This is a genomic window from Microcoleus sp. SVA1B4 (assembly GCF_036700545.1).
In the GTDB taxonomy this organism is placed as follows: Bacteria; Cyanobacteriota; Cyanobacteriia; order Cyanobacteriales; family Microcoleaceae; genus Microcoleus.
Genome location: NZ_JAUBPB010000057.1, coordinates 1 through 17,194, shown reverse-complemented (window position 1 = coordinate 17,194; position 17,194 = coordinate 1). Strand labels below are relative to the sequence as shown.

Below are 17,194 nucleotides of genomic sequence, written 5' to 3'. Positions count from 1 at the left end.
TAGACTATCTGTGGCGTAAGGTGCACCCGGAGCGATCGCCCTTAAGAGTTCGTCATCTGTGGAACAAAACCACTCACTCCTGTGCAGTTTTACCTAAGTTCTTTACCAGTAGATGCTAAAGCGGAATGGTCGTGCTATTCGTCAACATTGGGGCATTGAAAACCAAGTGCATTGGACGTTAGATGTTACTTTTAATGAAGACCAGTGCCGCATTCGGTCGTTCAACAGTCCTCAAAATTTGGCTTTTCTAAGACGAATGGCACTTAATGCCATCAATCAAGAAACGCCTCTCCGACGTAGTTTGCGACAAAAAAAGAACCGAGCCGCGATGAATGATGACTATATGATGCAGATTCAAAGAGTGCTTGTGTCAAGCCTGATTGAGATGCTCTTACCCTAGACTCACTTGCTCACGCTTGTGCTCTGTTGAAATCTAAACTGCCAATATCCAACTTTCGACTCCTGGCTATCTTTGTGACTGATAAAGCTATGGTCGATGTTGGATTTGCTGGCATCAACCCGACCTACGAGCAAAAGCGATCGGCTCTCATGGCGAGTTCAGTCCAAGCTCGATGCTCGCTGTCGGACGAACGATCGTCCAACAGCGAGCATCAACATCTTTACTGGCTGCGAGATTAAAAACAGGAGGGCAAGGCGCGATCGCGTTGGGCGTTACCAGCCAATACCCAACTGCACCAACGGGCTTGCGTCGTGCCCGGCGATGCTCCATCGTAACCAAGGCTTTCCTGTACACCAACTGGCTCGCTCTTGGCTTCAATATCGACTCAAAGAGCGAGCGTACAGCGGGCGTCAAAATCCAAACAGCGAGCAAGTCAAACTTTCTCCTCTTAGCTGCCCAGAGTGAGCGTGAGCTAACTCCAAATTGCAGCTATTCTCATAGCAGTCTTGCAAAAACCATAAAAACCATAAATTGATCATTTTTACCCCCTTCTTACGTCTATTTGACATGGCTTGCTATGCGACTACCGTACTTATTACGAGGATTTAGCAGGATTCAAGAGGTGTCGGAGTACAGAAAATCACGCCAAAAGCAACAATTCTTTACAAAAACTCATAAGCATTTATACTTAAAATGAGGCTAAAAGTACGAAATAGGAGGTGTAATGAGTAAAAAATGTGCTGTTTTTTCCTCTTTTTTCCTCCCAATTTTTAGCTAATTTTTTTGGCTCAGTTATATCGATTTTCCTGCATTAGTTTGGTCAAAGTGCACTCGGATTGATAGAGTCAATGGGGAGCTTGCGTCAAAGCGGCTTGCAGGTTTATTCGGACATTCGATTGACATCCTCCCACCACTGATTCGGAATACTGAGTCCATGCTGCATCACCGATCGATTTGCAAGAGTGTCTATTCTTGACCATATTACGAACCATCAAGTCCTCATACGCCACCAAATCGGTTAGGGTCGAGGGGAGTATTACTACTCCACCCCTCCCATCCGAAACCGTGCTTGCGACTGTCGGGCAAGAGAGCATACGTCACCGTATCTCCTCCCCTCAGAACCGTACTTGCTACTCGTCGCATCATACGGCCGGGGCCTTTGCCTTCACAGAACGTTTACCACTATGTACCGTCTTATGGCAAATTTTATGTAGGTGTTGAAGATTGTCGATTTCATCTGTTCCACTTTTTACCAGAGGTACTATGTGGTGTGTTTCTAGAGCTTCTCCATTGTGTAGATTTTCCCCACAGATTGGACACAACCAGTTCTGGTTTTGGGCTATTTTGTAATATTTAGACCCAGGCTCCCAAATGGTTTTACCCACAGAAGAGCGATTTACTTCGTAATGCGACGATAAAACTTTGTAATTAGCAAACCCATCAACCTGACAAGCACGATGGACCGACCATAACAGGTGGAGACAGATCACCCCCATGTCTGGCAAGAAAATCTGCGATAATCAAAACCTTGAGGTTAATATAGACTCTAATAACCTTAGCAACAGCTCCTACGCGGAGCCAAAGCAATCGCAACGGTCACATAAGTCATCTACAGAACCCCGGCTATGCCAAAGAAAATTCTACGAAGAATGCCCCAGTAGTGCAATCACAGATACGATCTATACGGCTGGAGTCACTGGTATGGATTTCTGGGAAATAAGCGAAACCAGTTTGAATGGCGGCAAAGATTTTTCCAAAGGTCGAGTTGAACTGCAAATCCGAGATCGCTTTGACCTAACAGACTTTGCTGAAATTGCCTATCAAGCCAAGGAAGTCATTGCCCAGAAATTCGGAGAAGAAATCCTCAAACTGCACTACGCACTGGCAATAATTGCCTTCCGCAAACCCGAAGCTTGGAGAGAAGAAATTACAGTATCAGCCTCTAAACTTCTAGATGACTTTGGTGAAGCTCAGAAAAGAAATCACTACATCCGCAAAGCCAACAGAAGTCAAGACAGCAAGCCTACCCAATACCTTTCCAAAACAGAAAAACTTCAGCAGATCAGCCATCAAGCGCAACTGCTCAGACGGATAGAAGTTTGTGTAAGAGAATGGCGATACAAGGAAAAAAACATCTTGTCAGTAAGAATGTCGCATCTGTGGGACATCTTTGAGATTCACGAGATTGTCCAGCCATCTTTGGACGGTAAAGACACCTTTATTGACGTTGAAATCACCTTCCGCCCTGGCTTATGGTTTAACAAGTTTGCTAATCACGCTTATTTGCGGGAATTTGGTTACATCACCAGCGAAGCATTAAAACTAGACCCCTACCGGGAAAAACTGGCGCTCAGGCTAGCTTACTTTACCGTATTTGCCCTGCAACAGCACAAAAGCGGTCGGTATCAAATAGAGACACTACTGACGCGCATCGGGTATGGCAAGGAGATAGTGGCAGCCAAGACAGACCGAGTTGCAGCCTTACACCTCAAACGCAGCTTTGATCGAGGACTGAAAACACTGGGGAACTTTGAATCCCCATACCGTTTTGACTACGATCCTGATGTTCCAGACTGGGTGCATCCAGATCGCAAAGTCAAAAAGCCCAATCACTGGTTTGAAACCTGGCTGCAACTTAACGGGACTTTACGCCAGCCAGAAGCGCTGCCTAAACGCCTGAAACCAGAACCAGAACAACCGCAACAGGCAAAAAAAACTCGTTGCAAGCGGAAGTCAGCTCAACCAACACCCAATTTGGCCGAACCTATAGCTTTTGGTCAACAGGTAAGGGAAGCTCGGAAAGCTATGGGAGAAAGCTTAAGAGTGATGGCAAAGAGGGTAGAGATTTCACCATCCCAACTATCCCAGATAGAAAACGGGTGCTATCCGCGTACCCTCAAACCTAGCTTGAAGACCAAGATATTGGAGCATCTGGGCTTAACTGACGAGTAACTAGCCACTCACAAAAATCTCGCATCTCACAAAACCTCCTCGAAATACAGGGGGTTTTGTTTTCATGCCCTACCTCAGACCAACCCCAGACTGTTCACGAACTTGTAAACAGCAAAAATTTTGCCAAAATTGGCTTCAAATCAATATATGATAAGGCTTACAGCGCGTAAACATTTCGTGTTCATTCGGGATCGTTTCGTGTTCATTCGGGATCGTTTCGTGTTCATTCGGGATCGTTTAAATTTTAAAAGCCTTACCCCGTATGGCTTTCATCCTCGAAAATTGTCCTGATTAGTTTGAGTAGTTTGAGAGAGCATCACGAACCACAGCAGCCGAGTCTGACAGGCTAAGGATTGGTCTAAATCCTGCAAAACGCAAAACGTGACACGAGAAAATTGTCAGAGGCGCTGGAACGCTCGCCGTCAAACCAAGCGCACGGGAAGTGTCCATAGCTTCACTGAAATCAAAGAAGCACCCCTGTGCAGACGAAAAGCCCACTCAACTCCACCTAGCCGACAAAGGCTCACACCCCTACCTTCCACCAACACCGGGGGTGTCCAATGACATCACCCATCTCCCCCCTGTCCGAATGGCTGGCTTCAGGCGTAGACCCCGACCTCTTCGCCCTCAACGTCCAAACCCTCTCAGGCGACACCCCCTACCCGTACCTCCTGTACGAAATCAACGCCGCCTCCGGCAGAGTCCACCCCGACGCACAATGGCGGTGGGCCAGAAAACACTACAGCCACATCGAAGCTGGCGGCTGGTGGTGCTCAGGCCTTGACCCCCTCAACAACTGGCAACCCATGTATTGGGGCTGCTTCAAACCCCACCACCCCCGAAACGCCTTTGACCCCAAAGGCAAAATCAAACCCGTCAAATACGAACACCCCCCCAAAACCCCCACCAGAGCCTTCTTCCTGCAAGTTCCAGACCACATCTGGGCAAAAGTCGCAGAACGCTACGGTGTCCCCATCGACAGCTCAGACAGACAACTTGGCTTCTGGCAATGGGTATGGGACAACAACATCCCCGTCATCATCGTCGAAGGCGCAAAAAAAGCCGGATGCCTACTCACACTGGGCTACGCCGCCATCGCCCTCCCCGGTGTCACTGGCGGTGTCAGAACCAAAACCCCGCAAGGCGAAAAATGCGACCCCTACCTCATCCCCGAACTGCAACACTTCGCCACAGAGGAACGTGAAATCTACATCTGCTTCGACTGCGACAGCAAACGCCAAACCATCCAGAACGTCAACCGGGAAATTGGCAAACTCGGTCGCCTGTTCACAGCCGCTAATTGCCCCGTCAAAGTCATCAACCTGCCAGGGCCAGAAAAAGGCGTTGACGATTTCGTGGTATCGAAGGGCTCAGATGCCTTCAGCGCCCTCAAAAATGAAGCGCAAGGCTTCCAATTCTGGCTTGATAGGGAATCATGGCTTTTAACCTATCCCGCCTCTTTAAAGCTAAATTCTCGCTATCTGGGAAAACTCCCCTATCCAGAGTCCGGGTTAGCCTGCATCAAAGCCCCCAAAGGCACCGGCAAAACCCAAGCCCTCACCAACTTAGTCTCACAATCCCTTTCCACAGGCGATCGCCGCGTGCTGATAATTACCCATAGGATTCAACTGGGCAGGGCTATCTGTGCCAGCTTAGGAATCAACTACATCGACGAAACCAGAGACTCAGCCGAGGGTAAACTGTTCGGATACGGCTTGTGCATAGACAGCCTCCACCCCCTCTCTCAAGCAAAATTCAATCCTGAAGATTGGTTCGGCGCGATCGTCATCATCGACGAGTGCGAACAAGTCATCTGGCACGCCTTAAACAGTTCAACTTGCCGCGAAAACCGAGTCACCATCTTGCAAACTCTGCAAGAACTCATCCACAACGTCTTGACAAGTGGCGGCTTAGTTGTTGCCCAAGATGCCGACTTATCCGATTACAGCATCGACTACTTAATAGCCATAGCAGGTATCCCTATTTCCCCTTGGGTTGTTGTTAACGAGTGGAAACCAAAACGAGGGAGAGATGTGACGTTTTTTGCCACTTCTAACCCGGCTCCGCTGTATGTGCAAATGGAGCAAATTCTGTCTCAAGAAGTCACTTGTTGTGACATTGAAAGCCGTGCCGAATGCTCTCCTATAACCTGTACTAAATATGGCTCTAAAAGCCCTACTGAATATTGTCAGAAAACCTCAGATCAATATCCTGTAAAATGCGCTAAATATGACTCTAAATGCTTTGCTAAATATGTTTCGGAAAATCCTAGTGAATATGACTGTAAAAACCCTGCTAAATGTGATTGTGAAACAACCGCAAAATGTAGCGCAATAAACTTTTCTGAATGTCACTCAAAAAAACCTACTGAATCTCACCCTATAGAGCGATATCGACCGCGCATTATGGTTGTAGAAGACTCACAAAAAGTTACAGGAAATTGGTCTTGTCGCAACCTCGAAACGCAACTGCAAAAACGCTTTCCTCATCAGCTAATTCTCAGGATTGATAGCGAATCAGTATCAGACCCAAATCATCCCGCTTACGGTTGCATTGACCAACTAAATACACTCATACAAAACTATGATATCATCATCGCCAGTCCCACAATTGGCACAGGAGTTAGCATTGACCTTCGCCATCATTTTACAGCCGTTTTCGGCATTTTTAAAGGAGCAATTGCTGTCAATGACGCTTTGCAAGCACTAGCGCGAGTTCGAGATGAAACTGTGCCTTGGTTTGTCTGGACTGCGCCCTTTGGTGTGGGTAAAATTGGCAATGGCAGTTCGAGTTACCAAGCAATTCTCAAATCTCAAAAAAAAGTCATCACAACCAATCTCAAATTGTTGCAAGGCGTGGATTTTGACATTGATGAAGCTTACGACCCAATTCACTTGCGGACTTGGGCTAAAATGGGGGCGAGAATTAATGCTGGGATGTGGAACTACAGGGAGGCAATTTGGGAAGCTTTAAAAGCTGAAGGGCATTCTGTTTCGCTATGTCGAGAGAATCAATTACAACAAGAACTCAAAGTTTTGCGGTTACGACAGCTTGCAGCAAACAATGCTCAAAATTGGGATTTATTGGAAGAACTAGAGTCGCAAGACCGCAAATTAAAGTCGGAGTTAGATAGCCGGGAAACGGTAGCAGCTTGCATCCGTGCAGAAGCGACATCTATCAAGGAAGAGAATAAATTGTTAGAAGCGCAGGCTGTTAATAATGCTTCTGACATTACTCTTTCTAAATACTTAGAATTGAAGGACAAACGGGCTAAGACTCGTGATGAACTAAACCAGCAGCGCAAGTATCAATTACAAGAGACTTATGGAGTGCCCATCACGCCTGAACTTAAGTTGAAGGATGATGCTGGCTGGCTGCCTCAAATTCGCTTACATTACTATTTAATTTATGACCCGGAGTTGGTCAGATTTCGAGATAAAAATCACTTGGCGGGGCATCTGGAAAGGGGGCAAGGAAAGGTGTGTCCTCAAGATTTGCGTTTGCTGACGGCAAGTGTGGAAGCTTTGAAGGCGTTGGGAATAAAGTCATTGTTTAATGTTAATCGAGAGTACCGGGGGACTGACGCGGATGTGATAGCTTTTGCGGAACAAGTGAAGCAGTGCAGTGTTGATATTAAGGATTTTCTGGGTATTAGTATCCATCCTGATGCTAAGCCGATGGAGGTGGTGCAGTATATTTTAAGGGGTAAGCTGGGCTTTACTTTGCGACGGGTTCGCCAAGAAAGGTCGGAGGAACGAGATGCTTTAGGTAGGCAGAAACGTATTAGGGTTTACCAGTTTGAGTTTCCCCAGGATGGCAGGGAGGCGATTTTTGAGGTTTGGCAGCAGCGGGATAAAGAGGCAGTGTCGGCGGAAGGTGCACGAGAGTGTTTAGGAGAGGTTTCTAGTGGCACAGGGTCGGATAATAATATAAAGATGTCAGCGGGTGTGCCTCCCCTTGGTTTATCTCAACAGATTAATGAGGTGGGAACTGCTGGCACAGGGTCGGATAATAATATAAAGATGTCATCGGGTGTGCCTCCCCTTGATTTTCCTCAACAAAATAATGAGGTGGGAACTGTTGGCACAGGGTCGGATAATAATATAGAGATATCAGAGGGTGTGCCGCCTCTTGGTTTATCTCAACAAAATAATGAGGTGGGAACTGTTGGCACAGGGTCGGATAATAATATAGAGATATCTGAGGTTGTGCCGCCTCTTGGTTTTCCTCAACAAAATAATGAGGTGGGAACTGTCGGCACAGGGTCGGATAATAATATAGGGATGTCAGAGGGTGTGTTTTCTCAGGATTTCCCTCAACAAAATAATGAGGTGGGAACTGTTGGCACAGGGTCGGATAATAATATAGAGATATCTGAGGGTGTGTCGCCTCTGGATGAGGAATGGGCTCACACTACTCAAGTGTTTGGAGTGGAAGCTGCACCTGGGGAGACATTAACAACTGAAGAGATGGGAGTTGCAGCTTCATATCAGGCGATAGAACCCGAAACTCATGCTATTCCCACTTATGAGGCAAAAGTACCCCAAATGGCACCGTCTGAGCTGAAAGTTGGCTCGGTGGTGAGGTTCTGCGGTGAGGTTCAGAAATATGTCGTTAGAGCTGTTTCTGGGGCTCAGGTAATGGTGAAATCCCTGTTTTCGGGGCAATTCGTCAACACTTACGCACACCGCTTAGAGCTTGCAGAAGGGGGGACAGGTTGACACTCTACTGACTTTTGATATACAAATCTCTTAATTCTTTAAAAGATTTGAATGCTTCTAAGCTGCTGATGTAATAGGCGACTTGAAAACTGTTGGTCAAAGATTAAAAGTATTTTACGTCAAATCAGTGCCAGAACTTATCCTGATGCGAGTTAAAGCTCTTGAATTTGCATTGGCTCAAGTCTCTAAAAATGAGATTAGGAACTGGTTTACTCATTGCTGTTATTGTACCTCACGCTTACTAGGAAACGCTATAGTAGCAGGAACGTTTAAGGGAAAATCCTTTGGCGGTGTTTACCGATATACACGCACGTATCTGAAAGAGAATGGACAGTGGCGAATTATTGCAGCCCAAGCAATGGCGATCGCTTCATAGATGTAGCGACCTACAGTGGCCCAATCGTAATCCCTAACTTTAGAGCCGGATTATTGGCCCATCGCTCTGCTACGTGAGTATAAATAGAAGTCGTCCTGGGGTCTTTATGCCCCAACAAGTCCTGCACTTGTCGCAGTTCGGCCCCTGCTCGCAGCGCCAGCGTTCCCGCCGTATGTCTCAAACTGTGGGTCGATATTGTGCGCCCGGGCGAATGTTTCAGCCCTGCTTCCTTTAAATAGCCGTCCACAACTTTCCGTATCCCCCGGCGGCTGATCCTCTGCCCACCTGCCCGGTATCCCACAGCTACAAACAGCGGGCTAGAGGGCGCAAGCACTTCAATCGCTTTTCTCGCTTCCAAGTAATTCATCAGAGCGATCGCAATGTCCGGCGTTAGCGGCACAATCCTAATGCTTCCCTTCCCCTCCACCCGAATCCCCAAATTATTGCCCTGCTGTACCAAATCAGCAATATTAGCCCGGTGCATCTCCACCGTGCGCGGCCCCTCCAGAGCCATAATCGCCAGCAGCGCCTTGTCCCGCAGCGCCTTCACGCTGCCGTCGCTCTTAATCGCCGCCAGCAACTTCTCGACTTCCGACTTTTCTAGGTAAGTCACCTTCTCAGCAGCATCTCGCTTTTCCCTCGGTGGTTTGATGCTGAGGGCAGGGTTGGTCAAAATTAGCCCCTTCTCCACGGCTGCATCATAGAAGCGCCTGACTACCGATAATTTTAGGGCTACTGTTGCCGGCTTCAATTTCCGATCATCCACTAAAAAGCGACGGTAGCGCTTGATATCTTCTTTGGTTGCACTGGTCGGGTTGATTTGGGGGCTGGCGCAATCGCACCAGGATAGGAACAGTCGCAACTGGCGACGGTAGGTATCGGCGGTATCCTGTGCTGCGTCCCCCGCAGCGACATCAAGAGCGAGGAATTCGGTCCAGGTCTCCAGGAGGCTAGAAACCGTAACCAAGGAGTTGAGGCTGGAGGGATGGGCGAGCATAGCGAATTTAATTCATCGCGCAATTAACCCATTAAACCCTGAATAGTTCCCGAAATTACAATTATGGGAATTATTACCACGCAACAGCGATCGCTGTTGCCCTAACTTCACTGTTCGGTCGTGGGCTGATAAATTTGACGCAACTCTACCCAGCCGTAGATAGACGGGAAAAGGTGGCGGTCAGCCTCGTCGTCAATATCAGAATGGTGGGGGAAATTCTCAGGGTGTCCGTGAATTTTGAGAATTCCCATGCGGCGCTTGGCAGCTTCACAGAGGAATGGTATGAGGATATTAGTTGACCACCTCACTTGGTCAGGAGTACGAAGGGAACAGTATTCGTAAGGTACTGGCACAATTTTGTGGATTAACAAGCGATGGGTGCCATTTCCAGCAACGCGACCGCAAAGTGCAATAGCAACAGCTTCTTGACCGTCGCCAGGGAACAAATGCGCTTTTAGTTACTCTAATTGGGCGGCTGTCAAATTTAGAGATGTTTTCATGATTTAGCCCTTGGTCATACCAAATCCGGGTTAGTTACCCCCTTTATCGTCGGGAGTAAAGAAACTTGCGCTCGCGATCGTCCAATAAAAAGAACTTTTATAGTTGAAAGGAAGAAGAGAAAATTGTCTAAAATTCAATAAAGCTTGCTAATTGACGAGCAGCAAAAAAGTTCCTCTGTCCACTTGCGAGCGTGTGAAATGAATAGATAGCAATTATGAAGTTAGTAGAAGAGGAAAATTATCAGTTATCCTGTGGCTAAAATTTCTGGCTCTGACCACCAATGATAAAAGGTAAGATTTTTGATTCTCTCTGTCATGGTCGTCGCTAAAATTTGATAGCGCGAGGCGAGCACTTCTTCTCGCATCATCAAGGCTGTCAAAACTTTTATTAACTTTCAGTTCATCGGCAAGACACCACAGCCTTTCTGCTGGCTGAAGTTCAGGAGAATAAGGCGGCAAATACTCAAGAAAGATTCCTTCTGGAACAACCACTTTTTCACTCGTATGCCAGCGCGCCCTGTCAACTACTAAGCTGCGTAGCAGCTTATCAGCATACGGCAGCACTGCGATCGCGGTGGAACGCTATGCCAAGCGCGACATTGCTTCAGTTGCCTCACTCGCCAGCTATGGGAGACACTTACTCTAAAGACTTAAAGGTATAATACGTTTAAGTGTTTAACCAATAACCGCAAGCCTTGCCGACGAGCACTCGTTACTCAAAAGAGCAATCGCCCCGGTTGATCGTTGGGTCTAACCAGCCAGACAAAATACCTCAGACTTTAACTGCCAATCTGCGGCTGACCTCAGAATTATCCATAAACGGTTAAACATATTAGACGTTTAATATATTAGAACTTTAACATTTAAGCTCATAAAAGTGTTAAGCTAAACAATGATTAGACCTTAATAGGATTTTATGTTGAAGGTCGCTATTTTCAATTTCAAGGGCGGTACGGGGAAAAGTACCACAGTTTTAAACTTAGGAGCTTGCCTCGCCGCAAGTAAGTGCCGCGTCCTGCTGCTCGACTTGGATGGGCAGCGCACCCTTAGTTTTGGGTTAGGTCAAGACGGTCAGCAGCCGACAGCTTTAGATTGGCTTCAGGGAGATAACGTAGAGCCATTAAATACAGAGGTAAAAAATCTGTGGCTGATTCCGGGGGATTTGGGACTGTTCCAGTTGCAGTCACCTCATGATTTATTCACCCCAGCCCTCTCTAAGCTTAAGGGGTTTGATGTGTGCCTGATGGACTGTTCGCCAGGGCTCTCCTCCGTTTCGGTACAGGCTCTGTTGGCGTGCGATCGCGTGTTGATTCCGACTTTGTGCGAACCGGCTGCCCTCAAAGGGTTGTCGGAAGCGGTGGAATTAATTCGAGGGGAGCAAACAGGAGTGCCAATTGAGGTGTTACGGACTCGCTATAAGTCGCGCTTGCTGTTAACCCAGGAAGCTGACAGTTTGCTGGTTGAGGCTTCTGTGGAACTCGACTATCGGCTGCTGCATACGGTGATTCCTGACAACATTGCTGTGGCAGAATCCATTGCTCAGCAAAAGCCTGTCACCGCCTATGCTGCCAAGTCCTCCGGTGCTTCATCTTATCGGTTTTTAGCTAAAGAATGCAAAAAATTGTGGAGGTTGTCGTGAACAAACCTAAAAGTAAGATGGGGGGGATTGGAAAGCTGAGCCAGTTTTCGGGAATTAAGCAGTCACCGGCACCAGTAGATATGGAAGCTGATAGGGTACCGGCTCTTGACCCTCCGGTTGAAGCTGCGACTCTGGCTAATTCCAAGGAGAAACTGGTTGCGGTCAATTTCAAAATTACTCGCAACCAGCAGGAATGGTTAGCAGATACAGCCAGACTTGTTAGGGACAACAACGCCCAAGCTGTGCCACCAGCAGAACGAGTGTATCCTCAGCATTTGATGGGTGTGGCGATTTCTCTGTTACAACAGGCTGATGTGGACTGGAGCCAAATCAAGAATGTTGAGCAGTTGCGTAAACAGTTAAACCTATTAAACCTTTAGACAATAAAGTGTATAAAGTATTAGTGAAGTGTGAGCTCTGGTAGTGCTGCCTGTTGCATAACTCCTGTCGTAGTGGGAAATATATTTTGGTGAAAGGAGACAACCTCTTGCGCTTTACTGTCCTTTTCTTCTCCCGTCTGAATCTAGGCGAGGGCTTTTTATTTGAGAGTTTTTGTCTCACAGGATGTCTAGTCAACATACCTTTGAAGTTGGTTTAAGCTGTGATGACTAGACATCCTCTAGATCACCCGCAAGGGAATGCCAGGGTTACTTATCAGTGTCAGGGCCGTTAGCCGGAAGCTGTGGGTGAAAACGCCCTTGATGTCGATGAGATCGTAGGCTGTCCTCAAAATTTTATCGGCTGAGTCAGGGTGAATGCGTTTCCCGTCTGAATTTGGTGTATGTTTTAGCCTATACCTACAACAAAACTGGTGCTTGAGAACGCTCGCGAGTACCAACCCAAGCAGAAGCCACAGTGAAACAGCCCGACCAAGACATATTTAGTACCCTAAATCCAGCGTATAGTGGGAATCTGGTCTTTGCCAGACACGAGACTTTTCATCCCCAGTTTGGCTGGCTCAAAAAGGGTTTTGATGCAGCCACACAAGATCCAGAAGTATTAGTCCATGAGTTTTATTCCCCGCTTCTCATATAGTCACGATCTGGTGAGGCATTTGGGAGTCATCGAGGGTGCGCGGGCTGTCATCGAGGTGTTACCGCTGCCACCCGATACCACTCTACGCCTGCGCCACGATGCTTTGCAAAGAAGTACGCGCAGCTCGACTCAAATTGAGGGTAATCCCTTGGATGAAGCGGCGGTGCGACGGGCGATAGCGAGGAGCGATCGCACGGGAAGTGATGCCGAACAAGAAGTCCGCAATTATTGGCGGGCGCTTGACCGCGTTGAGGAATTTGCCGAAGCACAAACCCCGATTACAGAAGCATTTATCAAAGAACTACACCGCATTGTCATCGTGCGCGGTCGCGGACGGCGGGGTAGCAAAAGCGAGTATCGCATCACAGAATGTCCGGTGGTGGATACAGTCACGCGGGCGATCGATTACGGGCCACCTGAACCGGGGGACGTACCTGTGCTGATGGGGGAATTAGTCGATTGGCTATCTTCAACAGCCGCCGCCGAATTGTCAGCCCCTATCCGTGCGGCTATCCTCACCCACCGCTTTCTCAGCATCCACCCATTTAATGACGGGAACGGTCGCACGGGACGGCTGTTGGCTACTGCTGAACTGTGGCGTTCCGGCTACCGAATGCGGGGGTTTTTCTCGTTTGACGAGTATTTTAATGCCGATCGCGATCGCTATTACCGTTCGTTGCAGATGGGGCTGCCGGTGAACTTCTACGAAGGTCGTCACGACCCTGACCACACGCCCTGGTTGCTTTATTTTGTTGAGACGATGGCCCGTGCGGCCGATGAACTGCAACTCAAAGCCAAATCTCTCTATCAAGGTGCTGCTCCTGACGCACCCCCCTGGGAAGAACTGTCGCGTCGCTCTCAACAGCTCCTCACCCGACTTTTGGCAAGGGTTTTGGATGGAGTGGAAAATCCCTTTGCGATCGGCGTTTCAGATATTGCATCTTGGTTTGGGATTTCGGACAAGACTGCCCGCGAATGGCTGCAAGAGTGGACTGAAGGTGGTTTGATCTATCCGGTTTTGGTGGGTTCTGGGGCAAGAGTCCGCAGTTACGCACTAGCTGAGGAGTGGATCTCTGCTTGCTTCAAAATAAGGGAATCGCTTTCGGAAAATAGCGGAAGTTAATTTGGGCATTTTGCCCCTAATTCCAGGTAGTCGTTACGAATTTGCAAGGGTTTTAGCTGTTATGACCCAAAAAATAACGGAAGTAGGTTCGGAAAAATAACGCCTATTTAACCGGTGGTCGGCGGTGCGATCGCCAATGGCTGTAATGATATGATGGCGGAATGGCAATCAATACTGCTCGGTTAAGCAATTTCGTGGGTATGATATGTCCGCTAAAGATATCTTTCACAATGCTGTTCGTTCAGCTTTAGAAAAAGAGGGATGGATCATCACTCACGATCCTCTTTTTATCAAGGTAGAGGAACTTGATTTTTTTATCGACTTAGCAGGGGAGAAAATTTTAGCAGCAGAGAAAGATGGCTTCAAGATTGCTGTAGAGATTAAATCTTTTATCGGTGCATCTGATTTAGCCAGCTTTTATATAGCTTTGGGTCAATTTCTCAGCTATCGTTCTGCCCTGAGAAAAAAGCAACAAAACAGAATTTTGTATTTAGCAATAAACCAAGATGTGTATAATGATTTTTTTAGCAATCGTTTTATTCAAGAATTAATCGCTGAGCATCAGCTCAAATTACTCATTTTTGATGCTATTCAAGAGGGGATACTTTTATGGAAAGAGTAAACTACAGAGAATTAATCCAAACAATTCTGTCTCAACACTCAAGGAATGACTTGGATACTGAAACCGAAGTTCAATTACTTTTTGATACCGAACGGGAGCATTATCATGTGGTTCATTTGGGCTGGAACGAGCAAAAACGGGTTTACGGCTGTGTAATTCACGTTGATATAAAAGATGGTAAATTTTGGATTCAGAGGGATAGAACGGAAGCAGGAATAGCGAATGAGTTAGTAGCCGCCGGAGTTCCCAAGGAAGATATTGTTTTAGCTTTTAAAGCCCCTTACGTGCGTCAATTTACTGAGTTTGCAGTGGGGTAATTGGATACGGAGGATTTACATTTTCATCAAAATTAAAGTATTTAGTTTGGTCACGCGATCGGAACTTACGCTTATAGAACCCATTTGAGATCTATTGCTGTAAGCGTAAGCCCTGTGCGATATCAATTTGGGATCTTTTGCCACCATTGCCCCATGATTTCTCGTCTTGTGGCTATTGAGTTATGTGAGACGACTTGTTTGTCTGCCTTATTTTTTAAGAAAAGATGTCAAATGGGTTCTATAATACTTCCTCTCCCCTGCCTTTGTAAGTCGGAAAAGTCGGATCGTAAAGTCGGAAAAGTCGGATCTTGCATAATCTATCGATCGCATCTCCTACAACTTCAGGGAACTGTGTCGAAAGAGGTGGCTCAGTTGCCAGTAAGTTACAACCCCAGAACGGTGAATACGGTGAAGGAAGTGTAACAAATCTATCAGGAAACCACTCGCTGGCGTCAAAAAACGGCACGTCGCCCAGTCGCAAAAAAACGCGATCGCCCGATCGACTCAGCAGTCTGCTCCCTTATCAAATAGCACTCAAGCATATAAGATAGAGATTGACTGGCCGACAATGTGATTCAGGGTGAATAATTCGCTAATTGAGACCAGCCCGCGTGGCTGGGGGTGATAGAAGTCCCTGAAACGCTGGAAATTACCGCTTCGCTTCGGGCGCTCGTTAAATGTTCTTCTTTGAAGAGACGATCGCCAACGCGATTGATGAGGCAAATCAGTCGATCGCACTCAGCCAGCCCGCTGGCAATAAGAGACCTATCTTATTTTAACACAACGGGGTTAACCCTAGATTCTATCTAGGTTAGGCATCACGCACTCATACAAAAAAGAAAAGGCTTTCAGGAGGATTTCAGGCTCCTCACACCTCGCAGAGAAAGGCTCAAATCCTTAAAAATGGGTTTCGGCGCATAAGAGCAATTGGTTTGATGCGCGGTTATCACGCAGCGTGAATAATTTTTATTTCCAAAAAACCTAATGTCACAAGTAACAACTCCCAACAATTCGACTGCGCCCTCTTCCCCAATCCTGCCCTCTCCCCCCGTTGCTGCGGGCGGTATGGATATCCAAGGCGTCGAAACACCGCCATCATCGAGCGGTGATGGTACTTCTACACCGCCATCATCGAGCGGTGATGGTACTTCTACACCGCCATCATCGAGCGGTGATGGTACTTCTACACCGCCATCATCGAGCGGTGATGGTACTTCTACACCCCCATCATCAAGTGGTGATGGTGGTTCTACAACGCCATCATCCCCAGCAACAACTCCCAACAACTCAACAGCGCCTTCTTCTCCAATCTTGCCACCCTCCCCAAGTAATGGTTCTTCTACTGAGTCAATACCACCAGTAACAACCCCCAACAACTCAACAGCGACTGCTTCTCCAATCCTGTCACCATCTCCAAGTTCAAGCCCAACTCTCATTACCACCCAAGTCAGCTTACTCAATTTAGACGCAGAGTGTCCAGAACTCCCTGAACCGCCAACAGTTATATTTCAGCCACCAGTGCAACCGCCAAAAGTTACTAGCGACGGGCGCATCACGATTATTGGCGATAATGGTCGCAGTTTTCCCAACAGTGGGGTGAACGATGACATTTTAATCTTTGATGGAGGAAGCAACGATCTTATTTTCGGCGGCAACGGCAATAACTTAATCTGGGGTGAGTTCGGTGCAAATACCTTAATTGGTGGCAGTGGCGATGACACGATCTATGGTGGTGTCATAGATTTATTGAAGCGTAATCAGAATCAACCTTTGTCTGCCCAAATGCAGAATCAACCTGCATTAATCTTTGGTGGTAGTGGCAACGATCTACTGTTTGGGATGGAACAAAACGATACCATCATTGGCGGTAATGGCAACGATCTCGCTTATGGGGGTAAAGGAGATGACTTGATCTATGGCGAAAAAGGGCCTGATACTCTTTATGGCGGTCAAGGTCAAGATACGATTATTGGTGATTACGGCGATCCAAATACTACGGATACAAATGATCGGGGAGATTTGCTCTTTGGCAATCGTGGGGATGATGCGATCGCGGGTGGCATTAGCAACGATACTATTTATGCCGGAAAGGGTAATGATATCGTTTTGGGTGGCAAAGATAATGACTTGATCTGGGGTCAACTTGGCAATGATACCCTCGTAGGCGGTGAGGGCAATGATACTTTATACGGCGGTACAGGAGAGGCAAACAATCTAGATTCTCAAGGGCGTGACTTGCTATTTGGAGGGTCTGGAAATGACTTGCTTTTTGGCAATGAAGGTGAGGATTCGCTTTCTGGAGGTGAAGGTAATGATACATTATACGGGGGTAAGGGTAATGATATCGTTGACGGCGGCAGGGGAGATGATTTGCTGTTTGGCGATGAGGGCAACGATACAAGTTGCGGTGGTGATGGCAATGATACTATTTATGGCAGGGTAAACGCATCTAAATTAATTTGACAAACACCTAAATTTGTGCATTACTAAATAACTAAAAAAAACTTTTAAA

At 47.1% G+C, this 17,194-nt stretch carries 15 protein-coding genes and 1 pseudogene; 12 read left to right on the top strand and 4 right to left on the bottom strand.

The features are described 5' to 3' along the window. Positions 1-44: 44 nt before the first annotated feature. Together QT987_RS22175 and QT987_RS22170 are read left to right on the top strand one after the other, a co-directional pair. Positions 45-400 (top strand): annotated as a pseudogene (locus QT987_RS22175) (ISAs1 family transposase); the annotation flags it as partial. A gap of 74 nt (positions 401-474) precedes the next feature. Continuing rightward, complete coding sequence (locus QT987_RS22170; RefSeq protein WP_333244400.1) at positions 475-639, top strand: hypothetical protein; 165 nt, start codon at positions 475-477, stop codon at positions 637-639. 903 nt (positions 640-1,542) lie between these two features. Here the strand turns inward: QT987_RS22170 and QT987_RS22165 are convergent. Then, positions 1,543-1,896 (bottom strand): HNH endonuclease signature motif containing protein, encoded by a 354-nt coding sequence (locus QT987_RS22165; RefSeq protein WP_333244473.1) that lies wholly within the window; start codon positions 1,894-1,896, stop codon positions 1,543-1,545. A 205-nt stretch (positions 1,897-2,101) separates the two neighbouring features. On the opposite strand from QT987_RS22165, the gene QT987_RS22160 reads away from it, so the two are divergent. The 3 genes from QT987_RS22160 to QT987_RS22150 all read left to right on the top strand — a co-directional run bounded on the left by QT987_RS22160 (position 2,102) and on the right by QT987_RS22150 (position 8,449). Further along, complete coding sequence (locus QT987_RS22160; protein WP_106334386.1) at positions 2,102-3,352, top strand: helix-turn-helix domain-containing protein; 1,251 nt, start codon at positions 2,102-2,104, stop codon at positions 3,350-3,352. Positions 3,353-3,912: 560 nt separating this feature from the next. Further along, complete coding sequence (locus QT987_RS22155) at positions 3,913-8,073, top strand: plasmid replication protein, CyRepA1 family (protein ID WP_333244396.1); 4,161 nt, start codon at positions 3,913-3,915, stop codon at positions 8,071-8,073. 82 nt (positions 8,074-8,155) lie between these two features. Then, positions 8,156-8,449 (top strand): hypothetical protein, encoded by a 294-nt coding sequence (locus QT987_RS22150; protein WP_333049072.1) that lies wholly within the window; start codon positions 8,156-8,158, stop codon positions 8,447-8,449. Between the two features lie 10 nt (positions 8,450-8,459). On the opposite strand, the gene QT987_RS22145 is transcribed toward QT987_RS22150, so the two are convergent. The 3 genes from QT987_RS22145 to QT987_RS22135 all read right to left on the bottom strand — a co-directional run bounded on the left by QT987_RS22145 (position 8,460) and on the right by QT987_RS22135 (position 10,510). Next, a complete protein-coding gene (locus QT987_RS22145) occupies positions 8,460-9,446 on the bottom strand; it encodes a tyrosine-type recombinase/integrase (RefSeq protein ID WP_333244393.1) in 987 nt (328 codons plus the stop codon). 107 nt (positions 9,447-9,553) lie between these two features. Continuing rightward, a complete protein-coding gene (locus QT987_RS22140; protein WP_333244390.1) occupies positions 9,554-9,892 on the bottom strand; it encodes a hypothetical protein in 339 nt (112 codons plus the stop codon). A gap of 267 nt (positions 9,893-10,159) precedes the next feature. Further along, the gene (locus QT987_RS22135) at positions 10,160-10,510 is read right to left on the bottom strand and encodes a transposase (RefSeq protein ID WP_071884064.1); all 351 of its coding nucleotides are present in this window, start codon (positions 10,508-10,510) and stop codon (positions 10,160-10,162) included. Between the two features lie 352 nt (positions 10,511-10,862). On the opposite strand from QT987_RS22135, the gene QT987_RS22130 reads away from it, so the two are divergent. The 7 genes from QT987_RS22130 (at position 10,863) to QT987_RS22100 (ending at position 17,145) form a co-directional block, all read left to right on the top strand. Continuing rightward, positions 10,863-11,585, top strand: coding sequence for a ParA family protein (locus QT987_RS22130; protein WP_015179842.1), 723 nt, complete (start codon positions 10,863-10,865; stop codon positions 11,583-11,585). Then, positions 11,582-11,965, top strand: coding sequence for a hypothetical protein (locus QT987_RS22125; protein ID WP_333244387.1), 384 nt, complete (start codon positions 11,582-11,584; stop codon positions 11,963-11,965). Before QT987_RS22130 ends, QT987_RS22125 begins: the two co-directional genes overlap by 4 nt. Positions 11,966-12,440: 475 nt before the next feature. Then, entirely contained in the window at positions 12,441-12,620 is a 180-nt protein-coding gene (locus QT987_RS22120) for a DUF4007 family protein (protein ID WP_333244384.1), read from the top strand. Then, positions 12,592-13,743 (top strand): Fic family protein, encoded by a 1,152-nt coding sequence (locus tag QT987_RS22115; RefSeq protein ID WP_333244378.1) that lies wholly within the window; start codon positions 12,592-12,594, stop codon positions 13,741-13,743. The genes QT987_RS22120 and QT987_RS22115 overlap by 29 nt, the downstream gene beginning before the upstream one ends. Before the next feature lie 205 nt (positions 13,744-13,948). Further along, entirely contained in the window at positions 13,949-14,365 is a 417-nt protein-coding gene (locus QT987_RS22110) for a XisH family protein (RefSeq protein ID WP_333244375.1), read from the top strand. Next, on the top strand, positions 14,353-14,682 hold the full coding sequence (locus QT987_RS22105) for a XisI protein (RefSeq protein WP_333244372.1): 330 nt from the start codon (positions 14,353-14,355) through the stop codon (positions 14,680-14,682). Before QT987_RS22110 ends, QT987_RS22105 begins: the two co-directional genes overlap by 13 nt. A 984-nt stretch (positions 14,683-15,666) precedes the next feature. Continuing rightward, positions 15,667-17,145, top strand: coding sequence for a hypothetical protein (locus QT987_RS22100; protein ID WP_333244369.1), 1,479 nt, complete (start codon positions 15,667-15,669; stop codon positions 17,143-17,145). The last annotated feature ends 49 nt before the right edge of the window (positions 17,146-17,194 follow it).

Coding starts and splice junctions, on each gene's coding strand:
- QT987_RS22105 (WP_333244372.1), top strand. CDS start 14,353: ATGGAAAGAGTAAACTACAGAGAATTAATCCAAACAATTCTGTCTCAA.
- QT987_RS22160 (WP_106334386.1), top strand. CDS start 2,102: ATGGATTTCTGGGAAATAAGCGAAACCAGTTTGAATGGCGGCAAAGAT.
- QT987_RS22145 (WP_333244393.1), bottom strand. CDS start 9,446: ATGCTCGCCCATCCCTCCAGCCTCAACTCCTTGGTTACGGTTTCTAGC.
- QT987_RS22100 (WP_333244369.1), top strand. CDS start 15,667: ATGTCACAAGTAACAACTCCCAACAATTCGACTGCGCCCTCTTCCCCA.
- QT987_RS22110 (WP_333244375.1), top strand. CDS start 13,949: ATGTCCGCTAAAGATATCTTTCACAATGCTGTTCGTTCAGCTTTAGAA.
- QT987_RS22155 (WP_333244396.1), top strand. CDS start 3,913: ATGACATCACCCATCTCCCCCCTGTCCGAATGGCTGGCTTCAGGCGTA.
- QT987_RS22115 (WP_333244378.1), top strand. CDS start 12,592: ATGAGTTTTATTCCCCGCTTCTCATATAGTCACGATCTGGTGAGGCAT.
- QT987_RS22165 (WP_333244473.1), bottom strand. CDS start 1,896: ATGGGGGTGATCTGTCTCCACCTGTTATGGTCGGTCCATCGTGCTTGT.
- QT987_RS22130 (WP_015179842.1), top strand. CDS start 10,863: ATGTTGAAGGTCGCTATTTTCAATTTCAAGGGCGGTACGGGGAAAAGT.